General features: G+C 27.1%; 28 protein-coding genes. 13 read left to right on the forward strand and 15 right to left on the reverse strand.

Going from position 1 to position 26,362, the window contains the following annotated elements; all coding sequences use genetic code 11:
* Positions 1–19: 19 nt before the first annotated feature.
* The gene (locus ADFLV_RS14205; RefSeq protein WP_129010768.1) at positions 20–1,264 is read right to left on the reverse strand and encodes an FkbM family methyltransferase; all 1,245 of its coding nucleotides are present in this window, start codon (positions 1,262–1,264) and stop codon (positions 20–22) included.
* A gap of 341 nt (positions 1,265–1,605) precedes the next feature.
* Here ADFLV_RS14205 and ADFLV_RS14210 point away from each other — a divergent pair, with 341 nt between their 5' ends.
* The 8 genes from ADFLV_RS14210 to ADFLV_RS14245 all read left to right on the forward strand — a co-directional run bounded on the left by ADFLV_RS14210 (position 1,606) and on the right by ADFLV_RS14245 (position 7,149).
* Positions 1,606–2,835, forward strand: coding sequence for an IS110 family RNA-guided transposase (locus ADFLV_RS14210; protein WP_129012243.1), 1,230 nt, complete (start codon positions 1,606–1,608; stop codon positions 2,833–2,835).
* Between the two features lie 352 nt (positions 2,836–3,187).
* Positions 3,188–3,406, forward strand: a complete 219-nt coding sequence (locus tag ADFLV_RS14215; RefSeq protein ID WP_129011914.1) for an acyl carrier protein — start codon at positions 3,188–3,190, stop codon at positions 3,404–3,406.
* A gap of 13 nt (positions 3,407–3,419) precedes the next feature.
* Complete coding sequence (locus ADFLV_RS14220; RefSeq protein ID WP_129011913.1) at positions 3,420–4,157, forward strand: SDR family NAD(P)-dependent oxidoreductase; 738 nt, start codon at positions 3,420–3,422, stop codon at positions 4,155–4,157.
* Entirely contained in the window at positions 4,154–4,762 is a 609-nt protein-coding gene (locus ADFLV_RS14225) for an SDR family oxidoreductase (protein ID WP_129011912.1), read from the forward strand. Before ADFLV_RS14220 ends, ADFLV_RS14225 begins: the two co-directional genes overlap by 4 nt.
* Positions 4,763–4,783: 21 nt before the next feature.
* Complete coding sequence (locus tag ADFLV_RS14230; RefSeq protein ID WP_129011911.1) at positions 4,784–5,014, forward strand: acyl carrier protein; 231 nt, start codon at positions 4,784–4,786, stop codon at positions 5,012–5,014.
* Positions 5,015–5,016: 2 nt separating this feature from the next.
* Positions 5,017–5,841: a hypothetical protein gene (locus tag ADFLV_RS14235; protein WP_129011910.1), complete on the forward strand. Its 825-nt coding sequence runs from the start codon at positions 5,017–5,019 to the stop codon at positions 5,839–5,841.
* A gap of 9 nt (positions 5,842–5,850) precedes the next feature.
* Positions 5,851–6,921, forward strand: a complete 1,071-nt coding sequence (locus ADFLV_RS14240) for a 3-oxoacyl-[acyl-carrier-protein] synthase III C-terminal domain-containing protein (RefSeq protein WP_129011909.1) — start codon at positions 5,851–5,853, stop codon at positions 6,919–6,921.
* A 78-nt stretch (positions 6,922–6,999) separates the two neighbouring features.
* Positions 7,000–7,149, forward strand: a complete 150-nt coding sequence (locus ADFLV_RS14245) for a hypothetical protein (RefSeq protein ID WP_164968539.1) — start codon at positions 7,000–7,002, stop codon at positions 7,147–7,149.
* Between the two features lie 412 nt (positions 7,150–7,561).
* Here the strand turns inward: ADFLV_RS14245 and ADFLV_RS14250 are convergent, their stop codons facing one another.
* The 5 genes from ADFLV_RS14250 to pseB are packed head-to-tail and all read right to left on the reverse strand — an operon-like array spanning position 7,562 to position 12,280.
* Positions 7,562–8,119 carry a hypothetical protein gene (locus ADFLV_RS14250; RefSeq protein WP_129011908.1) on the reverse strand — a complete coding sequence of 186 codons (558 nt, stop codon included), beginning with the start codon at positions 8,117–8,119 and terminating at the stop codon, positions 7,562–7,564.
* A 6-nt stretch (positions 8,120–8,125) separates the two neighbouring features.
* Positions 8,126–8,830, reverse strand: coding sequence for a pseudaminic acid cytidylyltransferase (pseF, locus tag ADFLV_RS14255; RefSeq protein ID WP_206731476.1), 705 nt, complete (start codon positions 8,828–8,830; stop codon positions 8,126–8,128).
* On the reverse strand, positions 8,820–10,163 hold the full coding sequence (locus tag ADFLV_RS14260) for an RNA-binding domain-containing protein (protein ID WP_206731475.1): 1,344 nt from the start codon (positions 10,161–10,163) through the stop codon (positions 8,820–8,822). The genes pseF and ADFLV_RS14260 overlap by 11 nt, the downstream gene beginning before the upstream one ends.
* The gene (pseC, locus tag ADFLV_RS14265) at positions 10,160–11,287 is read right to left on the reverse strand and encodes a UDP-4-amino-4,6-dideoxy-N-acetyl-beta-L-altrosamine transaminase (protein ID WP_129011906.1); all 1,128 of its coding nucleotides are present in this window, start codon (positions 11,285–11,287) and stop codon (positions 10,160–10,162) included. The genes ADFLV_RS14260 and pseC overlap by 4 nt, the downstream gene beginning before the upstream one ends.
* Positions 11,288–12,280, reverse strand: coding sequence for a UDP-N-acetylglucosamine 4,6-dehydratase (inverting) (gene pseB / locus ADFLV_RS14270; protein WP_129011905.1), 993 nt, complete (start codon positions 12,278–12,280; stop codon positions 11,288–11,290). It lies immediately after the preceding gene.
* Between the two features lie 123 nt (positions 12,281–12,403).
* Here pseB and ADFLV_RS14275 point away from each other — a divergent pair, with 123 nt between their 5' ends.
* The 5 genes from ADFLV_RS14275 to ADFLV_RS14295 all read left to right on the forward strand — a co-directional run bounded on the left by ADFLV_RS14275 (position 12,404) and on the right by ADFLV_RS14295 (position 16,159).
* Entirely contained in the window at positions 12,404–12,616 is a 213-nt protein-coding gene (locus tag ADFLV_RS14275; protein ID WP_129011904.1) for a hypothetical protein, read from the forward strand.
* Positions 12,617–12,712: 96 nt separating this feature from the next.
* Positions 12,713–13,762, forward strand: a complete 1,050-nt coding sequence (recA, locus tag ADFLV_RS14280) for a recombinase RecA (RefSeq protein WP_129011903.1) — start codon at positions 12,713–12,715, stop codon at positions 13,760–13,762.
* 127 nt (positions 13,763–13,889) lie between these two features.
* Positions 13,890–15,170, forward strand: a complete 1,281-nt coding sequence (gene eno, locus ADFLV_RS14285) for a phosphopyruvate hydratase (RefSeq protein WP_129011902.1) — start codon at positions 13,890–13,892, stop codon at positions 15,168–15,170.
* A gap of 36 nt (positions 15,171–15,206) precedes the next feature.
* On the forward strand, positions 15,207–15,416 hold the full coding sequence (locus ADFLV_RS14290; protein WP_014475394.1) for a hypothetical protein: 210 nt from the start codon (positions 15,207–15,209) through the stop codon (positions 15,414–15,416).
* Positions 15,413–16,159: an AMIN domain-containing protein gene (locus tag ADFLV_RS14295; RefSeq protein ID WP_014475395.1), complete on the forward strand. Its 747-nt coding sequence runs from the start codon at positions 15,413–15,415 to the stop codon at positions 16,157–16,159. The genes ADFLV_RS14290 and ADFLV_RS14295 overlap by 4 nt, the downstream gene beginning before the upstream one ends.
* Here the strand turns inward: ADFLV_RS14295 and ADFLV_RS14300 are convergent.
* Genes ADFLV_RS14300 through ADFLV_RS14340 form a run of 9 tightly spaced genes read right to left on the reverse strand, consistent with a single transcriptional unit; the run spans position 16,133 to position 26,350 of the window.
* Entirely contained in the window at positions 16,133–17,293 is a 1,161-nt protein-coding gene (locus tag ADFLV_RS14300; protein ID WP_129011901.1) for a cation:proton antiporter, read from the reverse strand. The two genes, ADFLV_RS14295 and ADFLV_RS14300, sit on opposite strands and share 27 nt — an antisense overlap.
* Before the next feature lie 12 nt (positions 17,294–17,305).
* Complete coding sequence (locus ADFLV_RS14305; RefSeq protein ID WP_129011900.1) at positions 17,306–18,157, reverse strand: biotin synthase; 852 nt, start codon at positions 18,155–18,157, stop codon at positions 17,306–17,308.
* Positions 18,147–18,659: a YfcE family phosphodiesterase gene (locus ADFLV_RS14310; RefSeq protein ID WP_129011899.1), complete on the reverse strand. Its 513-nt coding sequence runs from the start codon at positions 18,657–18,659 to the stop codon at positions 18,147–18,149. The genes ADFLV_RS14305 and ADFLV_RS14310 overlap by 11 nt, the downstream gene beginning before the upstream one ends.
* A gap of 2 nt (positions 18,660–18,661) precedes the next feature.
* Positions 18,662–21,019 (reverse strand): type I DNA topoisomerase, encoded by a 2,358-nt coding sequence (gene topA / locus ADFLV_RS14315; protein ID WP_129011898.1) that lies wholly within the window; start codon positions 21,017–21,019, stop codon positions 18,662–18,664.
* A gap of 54 nt (positions 21,020–21,073) precedes the next feature.
* Positions 21,074–21,859, reverse strand: a complete 786-nt coding sequence (locus ADFLV_RS14320) for a UDP-N-acetylmuramate dehydrogenase (RefSeq protein WP_014475400.1) — start codon at positions 21,857–21,859, stop codon at positions 21,074–21,076.
* A 3-nt stretch (positions 21,860–21,862) separates the two neighbouring features.
* Complete coding sequence (locus ADFLV_RS14325; protein WP_014475401.1) at positions 21,863–22,726, reverse strand: menaquinone biosynthesis family protein; 864 nt, start codon at positions 22,724–22,726, stop codon at positions 21,863–21,865.
* A 50-nt stretch (positions 22,727–22,776) separates the two neighbouring features.
* Entirely contained in the window at positions 22,777–23,265 is a 489-nt protein-coding gene (locus ADFLV_RS14330; RefSeq protein WP_014475402.1) for a transglycosylase SLT domain-containing protein, read from the reverse strand.
* 56 nt (positions 23,266–23,321) lie between these two features.
* The gene (gene nuoN, locus ADFLV_RS14335; RefSeq protein WP_014475403.1) at positions 23,322–24,824 is read right to left on the reverse strand and encodes an NADH-quinone oxidoreductase subunit NuoN; all 1,503 of its coding nucleotides are present in this window, start codon (positions 24,822–24,824) and stop codon (positions 23,322–23,324) included.
* Positions 24,824–26,350 (reverse strand): NADH-quinone oxidoreductase subunit M, encoded by a 1,527-nt coding sequence (locus ADFLV_RS14340; protein ID WP_014475404.1) that lies wholly within the window; start codon positions 26,348–26,350, stop codon positions 24,824–24,826. The genes nuoN and ADFLV_RS14340 overlap by 1 nt, the downstream gene beginning before the upstream one ends.
* Positions 26,351–26,362 lie beyond the last annotated feature (12 nt).

Consider the following 26,362-nt stretch of genomic DNA (forward strand, 5'->3'; position numbering starts at 1 on the left):
TATTTCCTTTTAAATTATCTCATCTTGGAATAGCATATATAACTGTCTCCTCTTGAGTAGAGCCATAATGTCTCATTTTAAATTTATAATCAGGTAACCACTGTTTTAATAAAAGTGGAATATTCCATAAATCATCAAATTTATGATAAATACATATTGCTAATTTTGGTTTATGCTCTTTTATATTTTTTATTGCTCCTAAAAGAGCTTGAATTTCAAAAGATTCTATATCCATTTTTATAAAAGTTGGAATATGATTTATTGATTCATCAATAGAGATAACTTCTGCTTTTTTATCTGTTATGGTTTCTGTACATGTTGTAGCCGAGCTTTGTCCACTTAAATAAAAAGTTTTATTTTTATAATAAACTCCTGCTTTAATTGTTGTAATTTTATCTTTAGATTCTAATGAAGAAATATAATCATTTAATTTTTTAAAATTAACCTCTTCAGGCTCATAACTATAAATATGTTTAAATTTACCATTTGTAAATTTTAGAAAAGACGCTATAGTATCTCCATTATAACCACCACAATCAATGAAAACTTCGTCATCACTTATATTTATAACTTCTTTATCAAAATATTGCGATGATGCTTTATCTTTTGTAGAAATAGTGTAAAAATAGTCTTCAGTTAATTTGAATTTTAATATATCCATAAAAACATTTTTAGATTTTTCATCTTCTAATAAATTATATAAAGTTATAATATTCGCTATTTCTGAAGTAGTAAATGAGTAATTTAATCTATTTAATTCAAATTCATCAAATTTTTGTTTTGTAAGAATTTCTATTGGCAAAAAATTTTTTAACAAATTTCTTATTGTATAGATATTTTTAAATCCTAAACTATAAAGAGCCATTGGAAGAGAAGGATAAATATCTGTATTTATAAATATTACAATATCTTCTGACTTTTCATAAAACTCCTCTTTTGATATTAATTTTACTTTATCTCTATATTTATAGTATTTTTCTAAATCTAGATATTGATAATCTGCAATATTTGCAAATTTACCTTCTTGTGTTTTCACCTCTTCTACCCAATCATAAACTCCATAAACATCAACATCAAAATTTAGTTTAAAATATTTTACTATTGATTTTAAATAATATCCTGTTCCAAAAACAACTAGTTTTTTTGTTTTACATAAGTTTTTAAATCGCTCAATCTTCTCTTTTTCGTATAAATTATCAAATTGATTATTTTGTGTATCAAATAAAACTTCAATCAAATTATTAAAATGTTCATTCCCAAACATAAATTACTCCTCGTATAATTAATTTTATGAATATATCATCTAGTTTTTAACTAAAAAATATATTCTTCTAAGATTGAAGTACTAACTTCAAATCTTTTACTTTTTACAGTCTATGACTTTAGATATAACAACATTTTTCTCCTTGTAGCAATGATGAATTAAATTAATATTTCTTCTAACCAAACTACATCATTTAAGCCTGTTGATATCTTTAGTTGTTAATCATTTATTAAAAGCTGTAGAGGTAGCTGTATAGCACTTACTACTTATAGATTAACGAGGCTGTGAATCTAGCTTAGGCTAGAACAACTAAAGATTATTATAAACTGAGGTATAAAAAGATGTATTATGTTGGAATTGATATTGCTAAAAATTTTCATGTTGTTACTATCATTGATGATAGTGAGAAAAAAATTACTACTAAACCTATAAGGGTTACAAATTGTATTGATGGATTTTCAAAGTTTATTGTTAAACTTGAAGCTATCTCATCAAATCCAAACGATTTTATAATTGGTCTTGAAGCAACTGGAATTTATGGTGAAAATCTTTTAGAGTTTTTAAATGCTCATGGGTTTAATGTTAAACTATTAAATCCATTTCAAACAACCAGATATAGAGAACAACACACAATGAAAAAAGTAAAAAATGACAATATTGATTCTTGGATTATTGCACTCTTCCTAAAAGATGGCAAATTTAGTTCAGGTTATGTAACTGATGATGAATATCAAAGTTTAAGAACTTTGTATCGTAATCGTGCTTCTATTCAATCAGATATGAAAGAGGTAAAAAAACGAATTATTACTCAAGTAACAGTTACATTTCCCGAACTTGAAAATTTTATTGATATATTTAGTATCACAGGACTTGCACTTTTGGATAAATATCCAACTGCACATCATTATAAACATAGTAGTGTTGATAGAATACTTAAGATATTTAGACATATTCAAGGAAATAGCTTTAATAGTGAAAAAGCCCTAAAAGTTTTAGAACTTGCAAAAAATTCTATCTATTCTGGTAAAGCCAAAGATGCAAGAGCCATAGCTATTAAAAGTTCTATTAGACTTCTTAAAATCTATCAAGATGAGTTATCTATTTTAGAAGATGAAATATTAGCTTTACTTGAAAACAATGGTATTAAAGAAGAAAAAGATGTTCCAACTAATTCATTGATTGAGAACTTAAAAACTATTCCAGGTGTTTCATCTAAAACTATTGCTGCAGTTATTAGTGAATGTGGTGATTTATCAAGATTTACAACACCTATTAAATTTATAGGGTATCTTGGACTATTTCCAACAGAAAATAGTTCAGGTAATTCTAAATCAACAGGTCATTTAAGTCGTAGAGGTTCATCACTAGCAAAACATGCTCTTTATATGGCAAGTGTAAGTTGTATGATACACAATAAAGAGCTCAAGCAATATTATGATACTAAAAAATCTCAAGGAAAATCTAAACAAGAAGGACTTATTGCTGTTTCAAGAAAACTAGCAACTATTATCTATTCCATTTTTAGATACAACACCCCTTATGATCCAGCTCGTGTTTTTTCTAAGTCATAAACAGTAAATTATAAAAGATCACAAGTTAGTACTAAAATCTAAAGATAGCATTCAAAAAAGCTATCACTATACTAATTGCCAACCAAACATTTAAACTTGTTTGATCATAGAAACACTACTAGCAAAATTCTAGATAATTGCATAAAAATAGTGCTTCCAAAATCAAACATCAGCAAGTTTTTTAAACTTGCAATGTTCTTAAAAAATACATTGTTAAAAAACTATTGTCTTTTTAAAATTTTCCTTTAATTTAAGTTATTCTTTATAAAAAGGCTTACAATTATTCTTTGTAGGATTGTAATATATTTTATATTATTTTGATATAATTAATTAAAAAATATTGGGGATTATAATGAATTTAGAACATAAAATAGAACTTTTAGCAGATTTATTTGAATTAGAAGTAACAGATTTTACTCCAGAAACTTTATTAGATGATTTAGAAGAGTGGGATTCTTTAGCTGCTATTTCCTATGTTGTTATGATGGATGAAGAATTTGGTGTAGTTGCTAATCCGAATGATATAAAAAACTTTAGAACTGTTCAAGATATATTAGATAGTATGAAATAATTAAAGAGATTAGATGTTTAATTTAGTAAATAAAAAAATATTGATTATGGGAGCAACTGGTTATATTGGTAAGCAAGTTGCACTTACTTTAGACAGTTTGGGAGCTAAATTAATACTTAGTGGGAAAAATGAAGCTATTTTAAATGAAATATTATTTGAGTTAAAAGGTAATGGACATTATCTTTTGCCATTTGATGTAGAAAATATAGATGATATTTCAAATTTTATGAAAAAAATTGTTGCGATAGATGGAAATAAATTATTTGGACTAGTTTACTGTACTGGTATTTTTCCAATAAGACCTTTAAAAAATACAAAAATAGATTTTTTACATAATTTAATGCTAATAAATTTTTACTCTTTTATCGAAATTGTTCGTTGTTTTAGTGATAAAAGAATTTGTGAAGAAAAAGCAAGTATAGTATCTTTATCCTCTATAGCTTCTATAAACGGAGAAAAAGGACAGTTAGCATACAGTGCAAGCAAGGGAGCTATGGATAGTAGTATAAAAGTTTTAGCAAAAGAACTTAGTTCAAAAAATATTAAAATAAATTCTATAAGACCAGCTGCTTTACTACCAGAAGATATACTTTTTGATAACTTACCAGAGGCTATACAAGATACAATAAATCGAATGCAAACAGGACCGATATCAAACAAAAGTATTGCTACACAAATTGCTTTTCTTTTAAGTGAATACTCAAATAATATTACAGGACAATGCTTTGATGTAAGAGGTTGTTTAATATGATATCTTTTAAAAATAAGAAAGTTTTAATTATAGGAAATAATTTAGGTTTTGAAAAAGATATAGCTATTAAATTAAATAATTTAGGAGCTAATATTTTACTGATAAATGAAAATGAAAGCTTAGCAAAAGAGATTTTATCTCTACTTCAAGGAGATAATAATAAATATTTGAATTTTACAAATATTAAAGATATAGAAAATTCAGTTGAAAATACTGATATTTATATACATTTTGCAGATGAACAAATTGATAATTTATACCTAATTGATCATAATAAACTTCAAAATATATTTAATAAAAATGTTACTTCATATATAAACTTTATTAAAGCTATATCTTCAAAAAAACAAAATATAAATAATTTATCTGTTTTATATATATCATCAAATTCAAATCAAATATCTGCTTTAAATATGTCAAAAACTTTATCTTTAGAGCTTTTTGAACAAAATATAAGAGTAAATAGCCTAGCTATTGACAATAAATATAAATATGATTTTAATGAAAATAGTAATGAATTGATGCAAAGGATTTCTTCTATGGCAAGTTATATAGTGAGTGAATATGCTAAATTTATAGTAGGAGAAATTTATAAAATAAATTGAACACAAAATAAGGAGATAAAAATGGAAAAAATAAGAGGAATATTGATTGATATTAGACCAGAATATGATTTTTTAGAAGATATAGATTTTATTGAAGCAGGTATGCTTGATAGTTTTGATATTATAACTTTAGTAACTGATTTGGAAGAGAATTTTGATATTAGAATAGATGGAAGCGATATATTGCCAGAAAATTTTTGTAGTATAAAAGCTATAGAAAATCTTATAGAAAAAAGTGGTGGAGTCTTATAATCATGATGGATAATAATGAGACTATAAAGATTAAGGATATTATTTCATCAAGGAATAAAAAAACAAATTGTTTTTCATTTTTTAATGAAATTTGTGATTGGATAGAAGATAGTAAAGCAGATTTTTATTTAATAAATACTTGTGTTTTTGTATTTTACAAAGCAAATAAATTTTATAAATTTTATTACTATGTTGATAATTTAGAAGATATAATATTTGCTAAAGATTTATTAAGGGAATACTCTTTATCTAATAAAGTAGTTTTAGAATTTACTACAAAAAATGATAAAGGATTAAGTCAGATATCAAATACTTTACTTGAAATAGGTTTTGAAATTTATTCTGAATTAGTAAGGCTTATTCAAGGTAAAATTATATTTAAAGAAGATAAAGAAGATAAAGAACAATATGAGCTAGCAACTTTAGATAATAAAGATCAACTTTTAGATATTATGCACAAAGAATTTGATATTTTAAAAGATGATATACCTACAGAAGAAGAGTTATTAAAGCTTATTTCCAATAAATCTATTGTTATCAAAACCTTAGATAATCAAATAATTTTAATACAGATTTATGAATATTTAAAAGGTGCTTTATATTCAAGAATGACTTGGATAAAAAAAGAGTATAGAAAGCCAAAATACACTATAGATATACACAAATCAATTGATAGCTATTTACAAGACTTAAATATAGAAAATTTTAAGAATTTCAAATCTTATGGTTGGATTGATAAATCAAATAGAAACTTAAAAGTAAATTTAAAAATGGGTGCAGTTCTAGATGGAATAACTTGTACAATATTTTTATATAAAAATAATTAGGAGTAAATCATGAAAACAACATTTTATGGTAAAAAAATATCTGGTATAGTTACTTTGTTACCTGAAACTGAATATACATTTGAAGATGATATGAAATATAATAACTTATCAGAAAAGCAGAATAGAAAGCTTCAAAAAACTATGGGTTACGATAGACATAGATTTTTTAAGCCTGATACATATCTTTCAAAAGTAGCAATTTATGGTTTAAAATTAATGTTTGAAAAAAAACTTTTAATTAAAGATGATATATCTGCAATAGTTGTTTCGACTTCTACCCCAGACTATTTAATGCCAGCAACTTCTAATTTAATAATGAGTGAATTGGATTTGGATAATAGTGTTTTTTGTATGGATACAAACCAACAATGTGCAGGTTTTGTAAATGGTTTATTACAAGCTTTTATGCTTTTAAATAATGATAATATGAAAAAAGTAGTTTTAATAACTGGTGATGTGATGGTTAGAAATCCTGATAGAAGTAATACAAGTGGATACCCACTTTCAGGGGATGCTATTTGTATAACGATAGTAGAAAATTGTGATAAAAAACTTCCTATTTACTATCATTCAATTGTTGATGCAAAATCTTATGATGCTTTAGTTTTTCCTGGCTTAGGATTTAGGGAAATAACGCCAGAAGATAAAATTAGATTTAGTAGTGAAAAATATAGTTTTAATAATAACTTAAATAGTATTCATATGGACGGTCAAGCTGTTTTTCAATATGTTATGCAAGATGTACCAAAATATATCAATGAAACTTTAGAATTAGCTCAAACCAACAAAGATGATTTAGACTACTACTTTTTTCATCAACCAAATAAATTTATGGTAGATAAATTAGCGCAAAAAATTGAAGTCTCTGAAAATAAAGTTCCAAGTAATGTGGTTACCTTTTATGGAAATTCTAGTAGTTCTACAATTCCAGTTTGTATTTGTCATAATGTAAAAGATACAATTTTAAAAAATAATTATAGATCTATGTTAGCTGGATTTGGTGCTGGATTATCTTATTCTGGAATAGTTATGAACTTAGGAGAATTTGATTTTTGTGAAATGATAGTAACAAATTTCTAAAATAATACTTTATATGGCTAGTATAAAAATACCTGTGTAAATTTATTTAAATGATTTACAATTAAATAAAGAAGAACTATGAAAACAAGTAAAAGAAGAGAAAAAATATCATTAGATAGTATTTTAGAAAAATTTACTTCTCATCTCGGTTATGAAAAATATCAAGAATCAAAAAATTCAAACTATGGAAATGGATATAATAAAAAATCACTCTTCTACTCTCCTTGAGAAATTATAAGCTCTTTAAGATTTGTATCTTTTAAAGGCAAAAAAGAAATTTTTCGTAATCTAAAAACAATTTATATTACAAAAACAGAAAAAGATGTACAATTATTACTGATAGAATTTAATGATATTTGATCCAAAAAAATATCCTCATATTTTACAATCTTGGTTAAATAATTAGAATGAATTAACTACATTTCTTAAATATCTCAAATTTATCCAAATAATAATTTATACTACAAATATTACAGAATCTGTTCATAACTGGAGCTTAATAATCTCTCAACTTGCTATATTTTTTGAAAGTAGATTAGATAGTGAACTTAAAATTTAAGTTCTGGTGTGATAGGATTTTTTCTATTAGAATTACTTTGAGATGGAATATTTAACGGTCTCAAATTTTTTTATACTCCTTCTATATTTGACAATCTTTTATATCATAAAGCTTGTCAAATAAAATTCTTGATTTAGAGTTAATGATGCTTTCATCATAAAAATTATCTACTACAACTCTTATCTCATTAAAGTCACTATTTTCACATCTGATAATTTCAATAGTTTTAACACCTCCTAATCTATTTCCCCTTGTATTATCTATAAGTTGCTTAGACTTTAAATATTTTATGTTCAATATAGTTGATATATAACTAATACAAATTCTATTTACTATTCCTCCCCCTTCAAATTTATACTCTTCTTTTACTAAATAATCTCCAATATAATAAGTATCATCTGTAATCTTTTTTAAACTAATAACCCCATAATCTTTTTCATTGATTGTAATTAGAAAAGAGAAATATTTATCTGCATTTTTTAATAATTCAAAATAATTTTTATGTTCTTCTTTACTTATAATATTCTTGTTAACAGATATTTTTCTAATAAATTCTTGATTTCTATACTCTAAGATTTGATTATATTTATCTTCATTTAAATATATAAAATTGATTATTCTTAATTCTCTTTTTTTCATAATATACTACTTGCTTCCTGATTTTAAAATAGCTTCATACATATATTCAGCTCTTACCCAATCTTCAAATGTATCTATGTCCTGTACCAAGTATCGTGGTAATATTATAGGTACAGAATCTTTTCCAAAAATAATCTCATCTGATTTGATATTTAAATTCGTCCAATAAAACTGCCCAGCATCTTGATAAGCTTCTTCTAGGTCTTGACTACGTTTCATAAAATTTTCAGGCCAAAACATTTCACATCTTTCATCTTGCGTGATTTTAAAAGTTCTTTGAATTGGAAATGGCATAGATGTACCTGAAAAAGCACTTTTTGCATTTGATTTTTTTAGTTTTTCAAAACCTTCAATCAAATATTTTTCATCTAAAAAAGGTGCTGTTGCATAAATAGTACAAATAAAATCGTAGTCTTCACCAACACTTTTTAAATACTCTAAAGCATGATTTACAACTGCACCTGTTCCTGTAAAGTCATCACTCAACTTTTTAGGACGTAAAAAAGGTACAGTTGCACCATATTTTTTTGAAATTTGTGCAATTTCTTCATCATCGGTTGAAACAATAACTTTATCAAAAAGATTTGATTTTAAAGCAACTTCTATGCTGTAAGCTATCAAAGGTTTTCCAAAAAAATCTTTTATATTTTTTCTAGGAATTCTTTTACTTCCACCTCTTGCTGGAATTATTGCAACACAACTATTTTGCAAAATATCCTCCTGTTTTTGGTATTCCTCTAAATTCTATTTTATTTTCATCTTTAAGTTGTTTAATGTATCTTTCTATCGTTCTCTGTGTTATTTGTGGAAAATAATTTGATATTGCCTTTGCTCTTATAGGTTGATTTTGTTTTATATACTCATATATTTCATTTACACCGACATTTACACCGACATTTACACCGACATTTATACCGACATTTATTGTTTTTCTATCAACTCTTTTATAAAAAGTTGTTCTAACAGCCTCCCACTCATACTCAAAAGTTGGTTTTGGAAGACCATATTCTAAACATTCATTTATAATATTTATAGTTCCTTTTCCCCAGTTTTCTATAAATCCACACTTGTAAAATACAGATGCCATAGTTGGATTAAATGGTTTTGATTGATGTGGTTTATCAAATTTTTCAATTGGAACTTCAGGATTTAATGTTGCACCATTATAAAGAACAAGTTTATCATCATAAACTCTTATTTGTAAATTTGAGGTATTTGTATAGTCTCTATGAATCAAAGCATTTATAACTGCTTCTCTTAAAGCTTCATAGGGATATTCTAGTTTTTCCCTTCTATGAACTCCCTCATAAGAGATATAAGCTTTTAGATATTTAAGTCTTAAAATATCAAGTATCATATCTACTTGATTTATCAAATTTCCCTCTACTATATCACTACTTTGTATATCTGTTTCACTTAAAAATCTTCCTATTTTTGAGTGTGATTGAATATAATACTGCTGTGGATTTTTAGAGAAAAGCAAAATAGCTGCTCTTTTTAGATAATTTCCCTCATATAAATTTAATTTTCGTAAAAGCTCTTCTAAATTATCTTCATTTATTATATCAGGAACTCTATCTTTTGCTAGTTTTTTAAACTTCTCAATAGTTTTTAAATCTATCTCATCTAAAGTAAATCTCTCTTCAACCACATCGTCCCAAGTTTTACCATACTTTTTGAGTAAAAAATTTGTAAGATTTCCACCATTTAACTCTATGGTATTACTTCCACTTCTTATATAAAATTTACCATTGTGTGAAATTGGTGCATAGGTTTTATTCACTTTTATTTCTAAATAATTCTTATTTTCTAAATTTTTTTGAAAAATATCTACAACTAATCCCAAACGATTATTTATTTTATTTGGAAGTATTTCTATTAATTCTTCTATATTTTCAATCCCTAAAACCACAGCAGCATCATTTAAACCGATATATAAAACTCCACCCTCACTATTTGCAAATGCACAAATTGTTTTTAGATATTCATCTTTCCATATTTGTTTAAATTCAACTGCTTGAGATTCTATAAGATTAATATTCACTTTAAGATTTCCAATATTTTTTCACAAACATAATTTTGTTCTTCATGGGATAAATTTGGATAAATAGGTAAACTTATAGCTTTTTTATAATATTCATCCATAACAGGAGTGATTTCATTTCCAAACCCTAAATTTTTATAATATGGTTGTTTGTTTATAGGAATATAATGAAGTTGTAAACCGATATTACTTTCTCTCATTTTTAAAACTAACTCTTTTTTATCTATATTAAATTTTTCAAAATCTATTTTTATTACATATAAATGATAAGCACTATTATTTGTAAATTCATAAAGAGGAATTATAAAATCTGTTTTTGAAAAAAAATCATCATATCTTTTTGCAATAGAACGTCTAAGATATAAAAAGCTATCAAGTTTTTTTAATTGAGATAAACCCAAGGCACATGAAATATCTGTTAATCTATAATTAAATCCAAGTTCAACCATATCATAATGCCAAGGAGCAATATCAGCTCTTGGACTCATACCATGTCCCCTTAAAAGAAGAAGTTTTTCATAAATCTCTTTTGAATTTGTAGTAATTGCACCACCCTCACCAGTTGTTATATGTTTAACAGGATGAAAAGAGAATATTGAACAATCACTGTTAGTGCAGCTCCCTGCTTTTATACCTTCAAAACTTGCACCTATACTATGAGCACAATCTTCTAATATTTTAATATTATATTTTTCTTTTAAATATTTTAATTTTAGTTGATTTACAGGATTCCCAGAAAAATGAACAACATAAATTGCTTTTATTGAAGAATCTTTCTTAAGTTCTTCTTCACACAAATCTAAATCTATATTTCCATCTTCTTTAATATCAACAAAAATAGGTTTTGCATTAACATATAAAATAGAGTTTGAAGTTGCTAAAAAAGAGTTTGGAGTTGTTAATACTTTATCATTTTCATTTAATAAAACTATTGAAGCTAAATGAAGAGCTACTGTTCCATTTGATACAGCAACACAATATTTTGCGTTGCAATAAGAAGCGATTTTTTCTTCAAACTCTTTTACTTTTGGACCTGTTGTCAAAAAATCAGATTTTAAAACTTCAACAACAGCTTCAATATCATTTTCACTAATTGTCTGTTTTCCATAAGGTATAAAATTCATTTATATCTCTTTTATTAGTTTTATTAACTCTTCTTTTTCTAACCACTCTTTATTATTTCCAGAGTTATATTCAAATCCTTGAGCTACTTTTTTACCTAATTCTTCAAGAATATTATGATCATAATCTCTTCTTTTTGTAAAAGTAATAGTTGGAGCTATTACAAAATGGTCATCAAATTCAAAAGTTAAATGACTATCATCAGCAGGACACATAATTTCATGAAGTTTTTCGCCAGGTCTAATTCCAATTATTTTTCTTTCTAAAGAAGGAGCCATAGCATCTGCTAAATCAACTATTTTCATAGATGGAATTTTTGGTACAAAAATCTCTCCACCTTGCATTCTCTCAAAATTTTTAAGTACAAAATTTACGCCATCTTCAAGTGTAATCATAAATCTTGTCATTTTCTCATCAGTAATTGGTAAAAAAGCACTTCCTTCACTAATAAGTTTTTGAAAATAAGGAACAACTGATCCCCTACTACCTATAACATTTCCATATCTTACAACTGAAAACTGAGTATCTTGAGTTCCAACAAGATTATTTGCTGCAACAAAAAGTTTATCAGAAGCTAATTTTGTAGCACCATAAAGATTCACAGGATTTGCAGCTTTATCAGTTGAAAGTGCAATTATTTTTGAAACTCCATTTTCTAGTGCAGCATCAATTACATTTTGAGCACCATAAATATTTGTTTTTATACACTCCATTGGATTATATTCAGCAATTGGTACATGTTTAAGTGCTGCTGCATGAATAACAAAATCCACATCTCTCATAGCTTTTTTTAATCTATCAGCATCTCTTACATCCCCAATGAAATATCTCATACATTTATCATCAAATTCTTGTGACATATCATATTGTTTAAGTTCGTCTCTTGAATAAATTATAATTTTATTTGGTTTATAATTTTCTAGCAAAATTTTTGTATATTTTTTACCAAAACTACCTGTTCCACCAGTTATTAAGATATTTTTATCATTAAACATCTGAAATACCTTTCTTATTCTAAATACTTAAGATTATAATATCAAACATTACATTTAATTAATATTTTAATAAAGTATATGTAATAATATTTTACAATTTTATAAAAAAGGTATTTTTAATTAATGCATGATTACACTATTCCACAAGATATTATTAAAATTCAGAAAAAACTTACAACTTTTGAAAAAGATTCTAGAAACTACAAAAAATATACAAAAATTTTAGCAAAACATATAAAATCATATACAATGAAAAAAAGAGTTAATGCTCATATAAAAACTATTGAAACTATTGAAAAAATTGAGCAAGAAGGAATTGAAGATATTTTAAAATAAAAATATTACAAATTGTAATAAAAATTAAGACTTTAAAAAAAATCTGCTAAAATCCCAACATAAAATATAACAAATCAAATCAACATAGGAAATATTATGGATGAGAATCAAAAAAAATCTTTAGAATTAGCTATCAAACAAATTGATAAAACATTTGGGAAAGGTACACTTATTAGACTTGGTGATAAAGTTGTTGTTCCTACTGAAACAATTAGCACAGGTTCTTTAGGACTTGATTTAGCACTTGGAGTTGGTGGACTTCCTAAAGGTAGAGTTATAGAAATTTATGGGCCAGAAAGTTCAGGAAAAACAACATTAACACTTCATGCAATTGCAGAATGCCAAAAAGCTGGTGGAGTTTGTGCATTTATTGATGCTGAGCATGCTCTTGATGTTAAATATGCAAAAGATATTGGAGTAGATACAGACAATTTACTTGTATCTCAACCAGACTTTGGAGAACAAGCATTAGAAATTCTTGAAACAGTTATTAGAAGTGGTGCAGTTGATTTAGTTGTTATTGACTCTGTTGCAGCTCTTACTCCAAAAGTAGAAATAGATGGAGATATGGATGATCAACAAGTTGGTGTTCAAGCTAGACTTATGAGTAAAGCTTTAAGAAAAGTAACTGGTTTATTAAATAAGATGAATTGTACAGTTATTTTTATCAACCAAATAAGAATGAAAATAGGAATGACTGGATATGGAAGTCCTGAAACAACAACTGGAGGGAATGCCCTAAAATTCTACTCTTCAGTAAGACTTGATATTAGAAGAATTGCTACACTTAAACAAGGTGAAAATTCTATTGGGAATAGAGTAAAAGTAAAAGTTGTAAAAAATAAAGTGGCAGCTCCTTTTAAACAAGCAGAATTTGATATTATGTTTGGAGAAGGTATCTCAAAAACTGGTGAATTAGTTGATTATGGTGTAAAACTTGATATTGTAGATAAAGCTGGTGCTTGGTTTAGTTATGGTGATTCAAAAATTGGACAAGGAAGAGAAAACTCAAAAGTATTCCTAAAAGACAACCCTGAAATAGCACGTGAAATTGAAAATAAAATTCTTGAATCTATGGGAGTTAATGATTCAATCATTAGTAGTAGTTCAGATGATTTAGATGATACAGCTGATTTAGACGACTAAAAAATCAAAGGAAACTTTTCCTTTGATAAACAAAATACAAAAATTACTCTCTTTAAAAAAATACAAAAGCAAATAACAAATCTTTTTTAGCTATAATCATCTAAATTATGAAATATAGGAGATCTAAGTGGTATTTATTGATAATATTTACGCTGATGAAGTATTAGATTCAAGAGGAAACCCAACTGTAAGAGCTACAGTTATATTAAGTGATGGTACAAAAGGTAGTGCAATAGTACCAAGTGGTGCAAGTACAGGAAAAAGAGAAGCTTTAGAATTAAGAGATGGTGATAATAGATTTTTAGGGAAAGGTGTTTTAAATGCAGTTGAGAATGTAAACACTACAATTGCAAATGAATTAATCGGATTAAGCCCTTATAATCAAGCTGAAGTTGATGCAACAATGAAAGATATTGATGGAACACAAAATTACTCAAATTTAGGAGCAAATGCTGTTCTTGGTGTATCTATGGCAGTGGCTAGAGCTGCTGCTAACTCTTTACAAATTCCATTATATAGATATTTAGGTGGAGCAAATGCTATGACTATGCCTGTACCTATGTTTAATATTATTAATGGTGGAGAGCATGCAAATAACTCTGTTGATTTCCAAGAATATATGATTATGCCAACAGGATTTGAAAATTTCAATGATGGATTAAGAGCTGTTGCAGAAATCTATCAAAACTTAAAAAAAGTTATTGATGCAATGGGTGAAAGTACAGCAGTTGGTGATGAAGGTGGATTTGCTCCAAACTTAAAATCAAACGAAGAACCAATTCAAGTTATCATGACAGCTATTGAAAAAGCTGGATATAAAGCTGGTGAACAAATCTCTATTGCATTAGACGTTGCTGCTTCTGAATTAATTGATGAAAGTACAAAAAAATATGTTCTAAAAGGTGAGAATAGAGAATTAACATCAGCTGAATTAGTTGAATACTATGCTGATTTATGTTCTAAATATCCTATCGTTTCTATTGAAGATGGATTAAGTGAAGATGATTGGGATGGATGGAAAATTTTAACTGAAAAATTAGGTTCAAAAGTTCAATTAGTTGGAGATGATTTATTTGTTACAAATGCATCAATTGTTGCTGAAGGAATTAAAAAAGGTATAGCAAATGCTGTATTAATTAAACCAAATCAAATTGGATCAGTTTCTGAAACAATGCAAACAATCAGACTTGCTCAAAGAAATAACTACAATTGTATCATGTCTCATAGATCAGGTGAAAGTGAAGATGCATTTATTGCAGATTTTGCGGTGGCATTAAATTGTGGACAAATAAAAACTGGTTCAACAGCAAGAAGTGACAGAATTGCAAAATACAACAGACTTCTTGAAATTGGAGCTGAAATTGCCTATTCTGAATATTTAGGGAAACAACCTTTCTCTAAAAAATAGTGGTATATGAAAAAATTTAGCGCTTATAAGAAATTTATGTTAGTAGTAATCATATCTTTGATTGCTACTATCTTTTTATCTTATAATGCAGTTATAATTCTTTTTGGAGATAACTCTTTGCAAGTTTATAATTCACTAAAATATAAAAAAGAGTATCTAGAAAGTGAAATATTAAGATTACAAAGAGAAAATGCTTATTTACAAAAAGAGTATTTTGAACTTAAAAATTTGGAGCCAGAAGAATGAAAACTTTATCTTTATTTACATTAACTGTCATTTTAGCAATAGGTTTAAATGCAAGAGAAAATCCATTTGAAATGATGAATACTTTTGAAGAAGAAACTGGGAAGATGATTGAAATGAATGAAAATCCAGTTACACCTGAAGATATGCAAGAAGCTCAATATATAAGAGAAATGCAACAAAAAATGTCAGATGTAAATAAAAATAAAGTTAATGATGCTGTAAATAAAATTGTTCCAACTATAAAAGAAAATAAACCTGTACAAAAAACTTATTCTAAACAAGAAGTGGATTCATTACTTCAAAAAACAAAAAAACAAACTGAACAAAAAACAAAAGAAATTGTAAAAAAAGAACTTGCAAATACTAAACCTGCAGAACCAGAACAAATTGTTTATGTAAAACCTAGACCTGACATAACTGATGATGATACTTTAGTTGCTAAAACCCTTTTACCGTTCCTAAAAATTGAATTTAGTGATAATAAACTAATTATTCATACAGATTACAAAGTTTCTAAAAAATTCTCAATTATAAAAGAAAATAAACTAATTATTGATTATAAAGCAAAAGTAAACTTCAATACAAAAAAAGATGATTTAGATTCAAAAAACTTTAAAAGAATTACTGTAGGAAATCACAAATCAGAAGGATATTTCAGAGTTGCACTTGAATTGATTGATAAACCTTCTAATTACAATGTATCATATAAAGATGATTTAATTACTATCTCTAAACTTAATTAGAGAAGTAATTATCCTAATTATAACCATTACAATTAATACTTCTAATATAGCTGCTAATATTAAAGCATAATAAAATTCTTGTGTAATAGAGTGATTATTGTATGCAATAGTTGTAACTGCAATTAAAAGTGTTAATGGCATTGAATGAGATAGCCCAAGCATAAAAAATTTATTCCACCCCATCTCTTTTACAAATAATAAAGAAGCTAATAATCTAATAGCAATCATTGCAACTGTAATTAATAATGCTTTTATAATCAAATCCCAATTTAATAATGCATCTATTTCAAGAGAAGCACCAACAGAAATAAAGAAAATTGGAACTAACCAACCAAAACCAAAATGTTCTAACTTATGAGGTAATTGTTTATTATGTTCTTCAAAGAATGTTGTAATAAAAATTCCTGCAATAAATGCACCAAAAGCAATCTCTAAATGTAGATACATCATTACAGTTATCATTAAAAAGAATATAGCCATTGAAATTCTTATATCTTGTTCCTGATGATCTTTTTCTGGCATTAAATAATTCTTTATTTCAGGAAACCACCAAATAAGATTGTGAAAAAGTTTGTACACAATTATCATTGCTATTAAAAATAAAACAAATAAAGCCATAATTTTATAAAAATCAAATCCAATTCCATATTCTAAAACAGCAGATACAGTTGTTAATGCAAAAATAGAAACAATTTCACCTATTAATCCAACAATAAATGCTATTCGAATCCAGTCTGTATCTCCATACTCTTTTTTAAGAGCAGCTAGTACTCCAATTGAAATCAAAGGTAAAATTACAATAAAAATTTTTCCCAAATCAAAATATAGAGTTATTAAAATTGAACTTGAGAATAATATAACATTATATAAAAGTGATTTTTTTAGCATTGTTGGTGAAATAGATAAAAGTTTTTTTAAATCTATTTCTATTCCAGCTAAAAACATTAGATATAAAAAACCCAATTCAGCAACTAAATGAAAAATTGGATGATCAACAATAAATGCAAAATATGCAGCTATTGCACCTAACATAATTTCTACTGGAATTGTAGGTAGTTTTAATAATTTCGATACTAATGGTGAAGTAAATATTATTAAAGATATTGAGATAATTATTAATATTTCTTCACTCATTCGTTTACCTTATTAATCTCTTTCTCTTTTTATTTTATAACCATGTTTTTCAAGCTCAGCAATATCATCAGCAGGAGTTTTTCCAGCAGTTGTTAAATAATCACCAATAACAAATGCATTAGCACCTTTTTCAAAGATTTTATACTGCTCATCACCAAACATTACTTCACGTCCACCAGCAACCATTATTTTCATTGCATTTGGAATCATCTTTCTAGCAAGTGCTATAAGTTCAAAAGCTTCTTCTCTTGTAATTGTATTTTTTACAATTGGTAAAGCCTCATTTGGATGGAAAAAGTTTAAAGGAACATTCATAGGCTCTAATGATGCAATTGACTCCAGCATTGAAATTCTTTGCTCTTGAGTCTCTCCCATTCCAAAAATTCCACCACATACAAGTCTTAACCCAACTTCTTTTACATTTAAACAAGTTTGATATCTATCATCCCAAGGATGAGTTGTACAAATCTCATCATAAAAATCTCTAGCTGTTTCTAAGTTGTGATTATATGCATCAACTCCTGCATCTTTTAAAGTTTGAAGGTCTTCAACTGTTGCAATACCATTACATGCAATTAAAATTAAACCTAAATTCTCTTTTTTAATTGCACGTGCTGCTTCACATACATACTCTAATCTTTTTGGAGTTAGTCCTTTTCCAGCTGTTACTAAACAAAATCCATTTGCATTATTTGCTCTTGCTCTTTTTGCTTCTTCGACAATTTGAGCAATCTCTTTTTGTTTATATCTTTGAATATCTGCTTTATATTTTACACTTTGTGTACAGAATTTACAGTCTTCATTACATGTTCCACTTTCAATATTACAAATGGCGCATAAAAAAATTTCGTCATTATTTTTCATAAATTATCTCTTCTTTTTTAAAATTTTTTTCATTAATCTTTTTAAAACAACGTGTGATTATATACTCATTTTCATTAATCCCTAGTTGTACGCACTCTATTAAAGGTTTTTCTCTTGCACACACTTCTCCAGGATTTATAAAAAGTGTTTTATTTTTATAATCTGATTCAAAGATGTGAGTGTGTCCAAAAATCACCACATCACAATCAGGTGTTAAATGATAAGGAAGGTGCATAAGTTTAAACTTTATATCTTTTATTTTAAAATAATATGGTTCTGATTTAATATTATATTTTGAAGCAAGAGAGAACAAATTTCTATCATTATTTCCAAAAACTGCTATATATTTAAGCCCAGAATTTTCTAAAAGTTCAAGATTTTTTTCAATACATAAATCACCTGCATGAATTAAATATTCACAATTTTCATTTTTGAAAAAATCTATCACCTCTTTTGTATAGTCACTTTTTAAGTGACTATCGGACAAAATGCCTATTTTCATAACTATTTGTCAGCACTCTTTTTAGTAGTTTTTTTTGCTGTAGTTGTTTTCTTTTTTGTCTCTTTTTTTTCTGTAGTTGCTTTTTTTGTCGAACTTGTTTTTGTTTTAGAATCTTTTGCAATTATTTCAAGACATTGCTCTAAAGTTAAATCTTTTGCTTCAACACTTTTTGGTATTTTGAAATTTTTTCTTCCTTGTTTTATATATGGACCATATTGACCAATTAGGATTTGAATTTTTTCTTTATCAAAAGTTTTAATAGTAGATTTTTCTTTTGCTTCATCTGTTTCTTTGATAATTTCTAAAGCTCTATTTAAATCAACTGTATAAGGATCATCAGTTTTCAATGAATAAAATTTTGTTTTAACTTGTAAATATGGACCAAATCTTCCAATATTTGCTTTAATTTCATCTCCACTATTATCAAGTCCTACAACTCTTGGAAGTGTAAATAAAAACAGTGCTTCATCTAATGTAATTGTATCCATATTCAAATTATCAGGAATTGCAACAAATTTTGGTTTTTCTTCATCATCTTTTGTTCCAATTTGAATAAATGGTCCAAATCTCCCAACTCTAGCACTTACTGGTTTCCCTGATTTTGGATCTATTCCTATTTCTCTAGATTGTAAATAATCTTCTTTGTGAACACTCTCTTCTTTTTCATCAATTGTTTTTTTAAAATTTCCATAAAAATCTTTCATTACTTGTTCCCAAGCAATCTTTCCAAGAGCTATTTCATCAAACTCTTCTTCAATTTTAGCTGTAAAACCTAAATCTACAATATCTGAAAAATGATCAACTAAAAAGCTATTTACAATTTCACCTGTTTGAGTAGGAATTAACTTTTTATCTTCAGTTTTTGTTACATACTCTCTTGCTTGAATAGTTGAAATTGTTGGTGCATAAGTTGATGGTCTTCCTATTCCTTCACTCTCTAGTTTTTTAACTAAAGAAGCTTCTGTATAACGAGCAGGTGGTTTTGTAAAATTTTGTTCACTTTCTAATTTTTCTAACTCTAAAACTGTTCCAACTTTGATATTTGGCAAGATTTTTTCAGTACTATCAAGTGCAGCTTCTGGATTATCACTACCTTCTGTATAAGCTTTCATAAATCCAGCAAAAATGATTCTTTGCCCTTTAGATTGAAATTCAAACTCTTTATCACGTCCAGCTTCGATTTTATACGTTGTATTTGCAATTTTTGCTTGTGCCATTTGAGTAGCAAGGGTTCTTTTCCAAATTAAACTATACAATTTATATTGAGCTGGTTCAACAAACTCTTTAATCATACTTGGTTTTAATGCAAGATTAACTGGACGAATCGCTTCATGCGCTTCTTGTGCACCTTTAGCAGTTGATTTATAAACTCTTGGTTTACTTAATGAATACTCTTTTCCATACTCTTCTTCAATTACAGCTTTAGCTGCACTTGTTGCAACTGTTGAAAGATTTAAAGAGTCTGTTCTCATATATGTGATTAAACCACCTGTATGATTTGGAATATTTCCTACATTTCCTTCATAAAGTTGTTGTGCAATAACCATTGTTTGTTTTACTGAAAGACCAAGTTTTCTACTTGCTTCTTGTTGGAGTGTAGATGTTGTAAAAGGAGCTGCAGGATTTCTTATACTCTCTTTTTCTTCAATACTTGCTAATTTATAAATTCCTTGATTAAGTGAAGATTCTATATTTAAGGCTTGTTCTTCATTATCAACTTTTGCTGTTTTTGCAGAAATTTTTGCAAGTTCAGCTTTTAATTCGGGATTTATAAAATCAGCTTTTACTTTCCAATATTCTTCAGGAACAAATGCTCTTATTTCATTTTCTCTATCAACTATAATTCTAACAGCAACACTTTGAACACGTCCAGCACTTAATCCATATCTAACTTTTTTCCATAATAAAGGAGAAAGTTCATAACCAACTGCTCTATCTAAAATACGTCTTGCTTGTTGAGCATCAACTAAATGTTGATCAACATCTCTTGGATTTTCCAATGCTTTTAAAATTGCATCTTTTGTAATTTCATGAAAAACAATTCTTTTTATAGGATTTTTTTCTATTTTAAGTGCAGGAATCAAATGCCATGCAATGGCCTCTCCCTCTCTATCTTCATCGGCTGCTAGGTAAATTGTGGTATCTTTAGAAATGTGTTTTTTCAAATCACTTATAACTTTTTTTTTATCTGCAGTAACCATATATTTTGGTTTAAAATTATCACTTGGGTCAAACCCTAAACTAGACTTTGGTAAATCTCTTACATGCCCCATTGAAGCCATTACGGTATAGTCACTACCTAGAAATTTCGATATTGTTTTTGCTTTTGCTGGGGACTCCACTATTACTAAATTCTTCACTAAAAGTACCTTACATTTTTTTGGAGTTTGCATTCTAACATAAATTAATTAATATTACTTATAAATAATTATCTCTTCTTCTATATCTATATCAAACTCTTTTTTTATTTTTTCTTTTGCAAGTTTTATTAAATAAACTGCATCTTCAAATGTTCCTTTATCATAATTTACTAAAAAATTTGCATGTTGTTCAGAAAAGCTCATATCACCTTTTTTCATTCCTTTTAAACCAACAGCTTCTATTAATCTTCCAGCAAACTCACCTTTTGGATTTTTAAAACAACTTCCTGCACTTGCAATATGAGGTTGATTATCTCTCATTTTTGTAAACTCTTTCAATCGCTCTTTTGAGAATCCATACTCTATATTAAATACAACTTCATAAACAACAGTATCTATTTTTGTATGTCTATATGAAAAAGATACATTCTCTTTTTTTATATAGCCATCTTTTGTTTTTATACTATTAATATAATTAAAAACTTCCCAAGATTTTAATCCTGCATTCATTTTTACTAAACCACCTAAATTTCCTGGTAATTTTGCTAAAAATTCTAAATTTCCTATATCATGTTTTTTTGTGTAAGTTAAAAGTTTTCCTGAGGTTGTAGCACATCCTACATATAATAAATTCCCTTCTTGTCTTATATAATCAAACTCTTCACCTAAAATAGCAAATTTTTTATTCGTATTAGGTGAAATAAGTAAATTATTAGCTCGTCCAATTATTTGATAATCACTATAATCACCTATTTCATTTATTACTAATACATCCAGTGTTGGACCTATATTAATTGAAGAATATCTTTTAAAATCAATTGTTCTAATACTATTTTGCATAAATTATTTTGCTCTTAATTCTTCATATTCACTTGGAATTAAAAAATCTTCTGCTTTTATCAAATTTTGATAAAAGCCATGTTTATATCCAAGTTCAAATAATTTATCTAATGCTTTATATTGAATTTCACTCATTTTAACTGAGTTATCGTTTGCATATAAATCTAAATATTTATCTAATGTTGGTGCATCAACTCTAATTAATCCCTTTTCTAAAAGCATTGGTGCTAAAACTTTTCTATTTTTATTAGCAACTTCAACAGCTTTTATAAGTGTATTCTCATAATTAATCGCACTATGAAGAGGAATTGAACGACGTAAGCACATTCCTCCAAGTGGTAAAGGTAATCCTCCACCACTTAATTCCAACCAAACATCCCACATTTCACGTTCAACTTCTAATTTTTCATCATAAGTTAATATTGATTCATGAATTAATACACCTGCATCTACTGTTCCCTCAAGAACTGCTTTTTCAATATCTAAAAAATTCATATATATAATTCTTGCATTAGGATAAGCAATTCTAAATAAAAGTGCATTTGTTGTAAATTCTCCACTAAGAGCTACTTTAAAATTTTTCTTTAAAACAGTTTCTTTTTTCTTTATAAGTTTTGGTCCATAACCTTCACCAAAAGATACTGCTGTTTTTAAAAGTGCATAGTCATCTTTAACAAAAGGATATAAAGCAAAAGAGATTGCACAAATATCATATACCCCTTTTAAACAAGCTTGATTTAATGTTTCAATATCTAAAGCTATATTTTCAAATTTTGCATCATCTGGAGTCACCCAACCAAATTTAATTGCATAATACATAAATATATCATCTGCATCAGGTGAATGTCCTACACTAATATTTTTCAAATTCATTCCTTTATTTTTGCTAGAGGATTTTAACAAGTTATGGTTTAAAGTTATAAGTTATATTCAAACCTTAGTTTTTTTATAATATCAAATATTGAATCAGCATAAAGAACTCCCGTTGTACTTGAATATCTCCAACCTGCGTTATAACTTGCCCAAACTCTAACCCAATTTTCTTTATGTACTTTTCTCCAATAATCAATTTCAACTATTGCATTTGCAGTTGAAAAAGCCACATCTTTTAAAAGTTTATTAGCAAAATATTTTCTATTATAATAATTATCTTCTACTCTTTGTCTTTTCATTACACTTTTTATATTGGACTGAAAAAGCCCATAATCATTACTAAAATCATTGATTTGTTTTTTTCCAATTGAAGATTCTTTAATTGCAATAGCCATTAAAGTATATTTCATCATTGTATTATCAGTTAGAGATTTAATTTTTTTCAGAATAATTAAATCTACATTTGTTAATCCTAAAGAGTTAGAAAAACAAAATGTATGAATGAGTAAAAATAGAAATAAGATTTTTTTCATAAATGAAGTTTACAATAATTCTAATCATTTTTCAAAATGACTAGAATTATTTGAGATTAAAATCCTGAATTAGATACGTATAATTCTATTATATTTAATAAAGGTTCTATTAATAAAATTGAAATGATTGTCAAAAACACAACAAAACCAACAACTGATTTCATAGGAGTTGAAGCATTTTGCATAAATTTAGTATTCATTCCCTCTTCTGGATTTCTTAAGAACATATAAGAAACTGGTCTTAAATAATAGTATGCTGCTATAACTGAGTTTAAAACAATAATAATAGCTAAAGCGATATGTCCTGCATTTACAGCACTTCCAATAAGATACATTTTTCCCCAGAACAGAGCAAAAGGAGGAAGACCAGTTAGTGCGAAAAAGAACATTCCTAAAATTGATGCTGTAAATGGTGAAATCTGAACTAATCCTGAGAATTTTTTAAATGTATAAGGAGAGTTATAATCTGCATACTCTTTCCCTCTATTTAACCATAACATTCCAAAAGCACCAAAATTTGTTATTGTGAATAAAATCCAATACAAAAATAATGCAACTGTTGCTTGATGTGTACCTATAACTATTGCAGCCATTGCCATACCTGCATTTGATATTGATGAATAAGCTAGCATTCTTTTTATATCTTTTTGTTGTAAAGCAATTAAATTTGGAATTGTCATTGTTAAAACTACAGTCACATAAAGTAAAGTTTGAATAATTGGATCTTGTAAATGAATGAACATTTCAAAAAATCTTAGTGCTACAACAAATCCTGCCATTTTAGGAATTACAGATAAAAATCCTGCCATTGCTGATGTTGATCCTTGATAAACATCTGGAACCCAAATATGATAAGGAAATAAAGACAACTTAAATCCAAGTGCAGCAAACATAAATACAAATCCAACTAAAATCAATACATAGTTAGAATAATTTAATGTACTTAAATATCCTTCTTGAGATAATACTTGTGCCATTTGTGCTAATTCTAAAGTTCCTGTTGTTGCATAAAAAATCATTGACCCAAATACGAAAAATGCAGCTGCTAAAGCTCCCATTGTAAAGTATTTTACAGCAGCTTCAATAGAAACCATTCTATTATGCATTGCTATCATTGTATATAAAGCTAAAGAAGAAGTTTCAAGACCTACAAAAATCAATATTAATGAATCGGAACTTACCATAAATTGGAATCCAGCAACAACTAATAAATATAAAGCAAAATATTCAGCATATCTAAATTCTTGGAATCTTAATTTTGATAATCCTAATAAAACAAATAATATTGAACCACAAATTATTATACATTGAGATAGAACTGATATCCCATCTAATAACATAACATCAAACATTCCTCTTTCATCACCATTAAAAGCTAAAAGAGTAAATAAATCAAAAATTAAAAATAACACAACTAAAATTACATATAAAGATTTGTGTTTATTTTTATTAAATACATCAGTTAATAAAATACCTAACGCACCAATAATTGCTATTGACATTGGTGCTATTGTTCCTAGGTTTAGAGATTCTAAACTTATTTTAATAGGTTCAAGCATTATTTAACCTCCCCAATAGAGTTTAAAGCTCTTAATTTTTCTTTTGTATCTTCATTAACTGCTTTTATTTCCATTACTTTTGTAAGTTGTGAAACAGATGTATTTAATGGGTCTAAAATTAATTTTGGATAGATTCCTAATGATATAATTAAAACTACCAATAAACCAAGTGCTACTAATTCTCTACCAAAAATATCTTTTAATACTTTATTTTCAGGTTTTACTAATTTTCCAAAAAATGTTCTTTTATACATAGCTAGCATATATACTGCACTTAAAATAATTGTCAATGCGCCTATAAATGTTAAGATAGGAGAGAATTTAAAGAACCCTAGTAAAGATAAAAATTCACCAATAAATCCAATAGTTAAAGGTAATCCAATAGATGCCATTAATACAATTGCATAAACAGTTGCAAAAACTGGCATATTATGGGCTAATCCACCAAACTCTTTTATCATTTTAGTATGTCTTCTATCATATAAAACTCCAACACTCATAAATAGAGCTCCTGAAACAATACCATGACCAATCATTAAATAAACAGCACCTGAAATACCTTCGACATTTAAAGCAAATACTCCAAGAGTAATAACTCCCATATGTGAAATTGATGAATATGCTATCATCTGCTTCATATCTTCTTGAGCATAAGCTAACATCGCTGTATAAATAATTGCAATTAATCCTAAAGTTGCCATAAATCCAACAAAATATACACTTGCATCAGGGAATAATGGTAAAGAGAATCTAATAAATCCATAAGTTTCCATTTTTAATAATACAGCTGCAAGCATTATTGAACCAATTGTTGGTGCTTGTCCATGAGCTAATGGTAACCAAGTATGAAAAGGAAACATTGGAACTTTTACTGCAAATCCAAAGAAGAAAGCTATAAATAACCAAAGTTGTAAATCAAATGGCAATACTACACTATTCCAATCCATTAAACTAAAGCTCCAAACTCCTGTTGTTTCATGATATACATACCCAAAATAAAGCATACCAACTAACATCACAAGTGAACCTATGAATGTATATAAAAAGAATTTAATTGCCGCATAAAATCTTTTTTCTGCTCCCCAAAAACCAATAACATAAAACATTGGAATAAGTGTTAATTCCCAGAAAATATAAAACATAATTACATCTAAAGATACAAAAACTCCAACCATTGTCATTTCTAAAAATAACATAGTTATGATTAGATTTTTCACATCTTTTTTTTCTGTTAAACCAATTAAAGCTACCATTGTCATAAACGTAATCATAACGATTAAAAACAATGAAACTCCATCAACACCCACTGTATAATTGATACCATAAGAACTTATTAAAGGCAAACTCTGAACAAATTGCATACCCGCAACATTTGAATCAAAGTAATACCATAGAAGTAGTGACAATACAAACTCAACTACTGTAACCACAACCCCAAATTGTCTCATTGAATCTTTGTGAATTAAAAATCCAACAACTGCTGCAGCTGCAGGAAAAAATATCAACATAGATAAAATATTTTCCATTTACATTACCTT

Source organism: Arcobacter defluvii (assembly GCF_013201725.1).
GTDB lineage: Bacteria > Campylobacterota > Campylobacteria > Campylobacterales > Arcobacteraceae > Aliarcobacter > Aliarcobacter defluvii.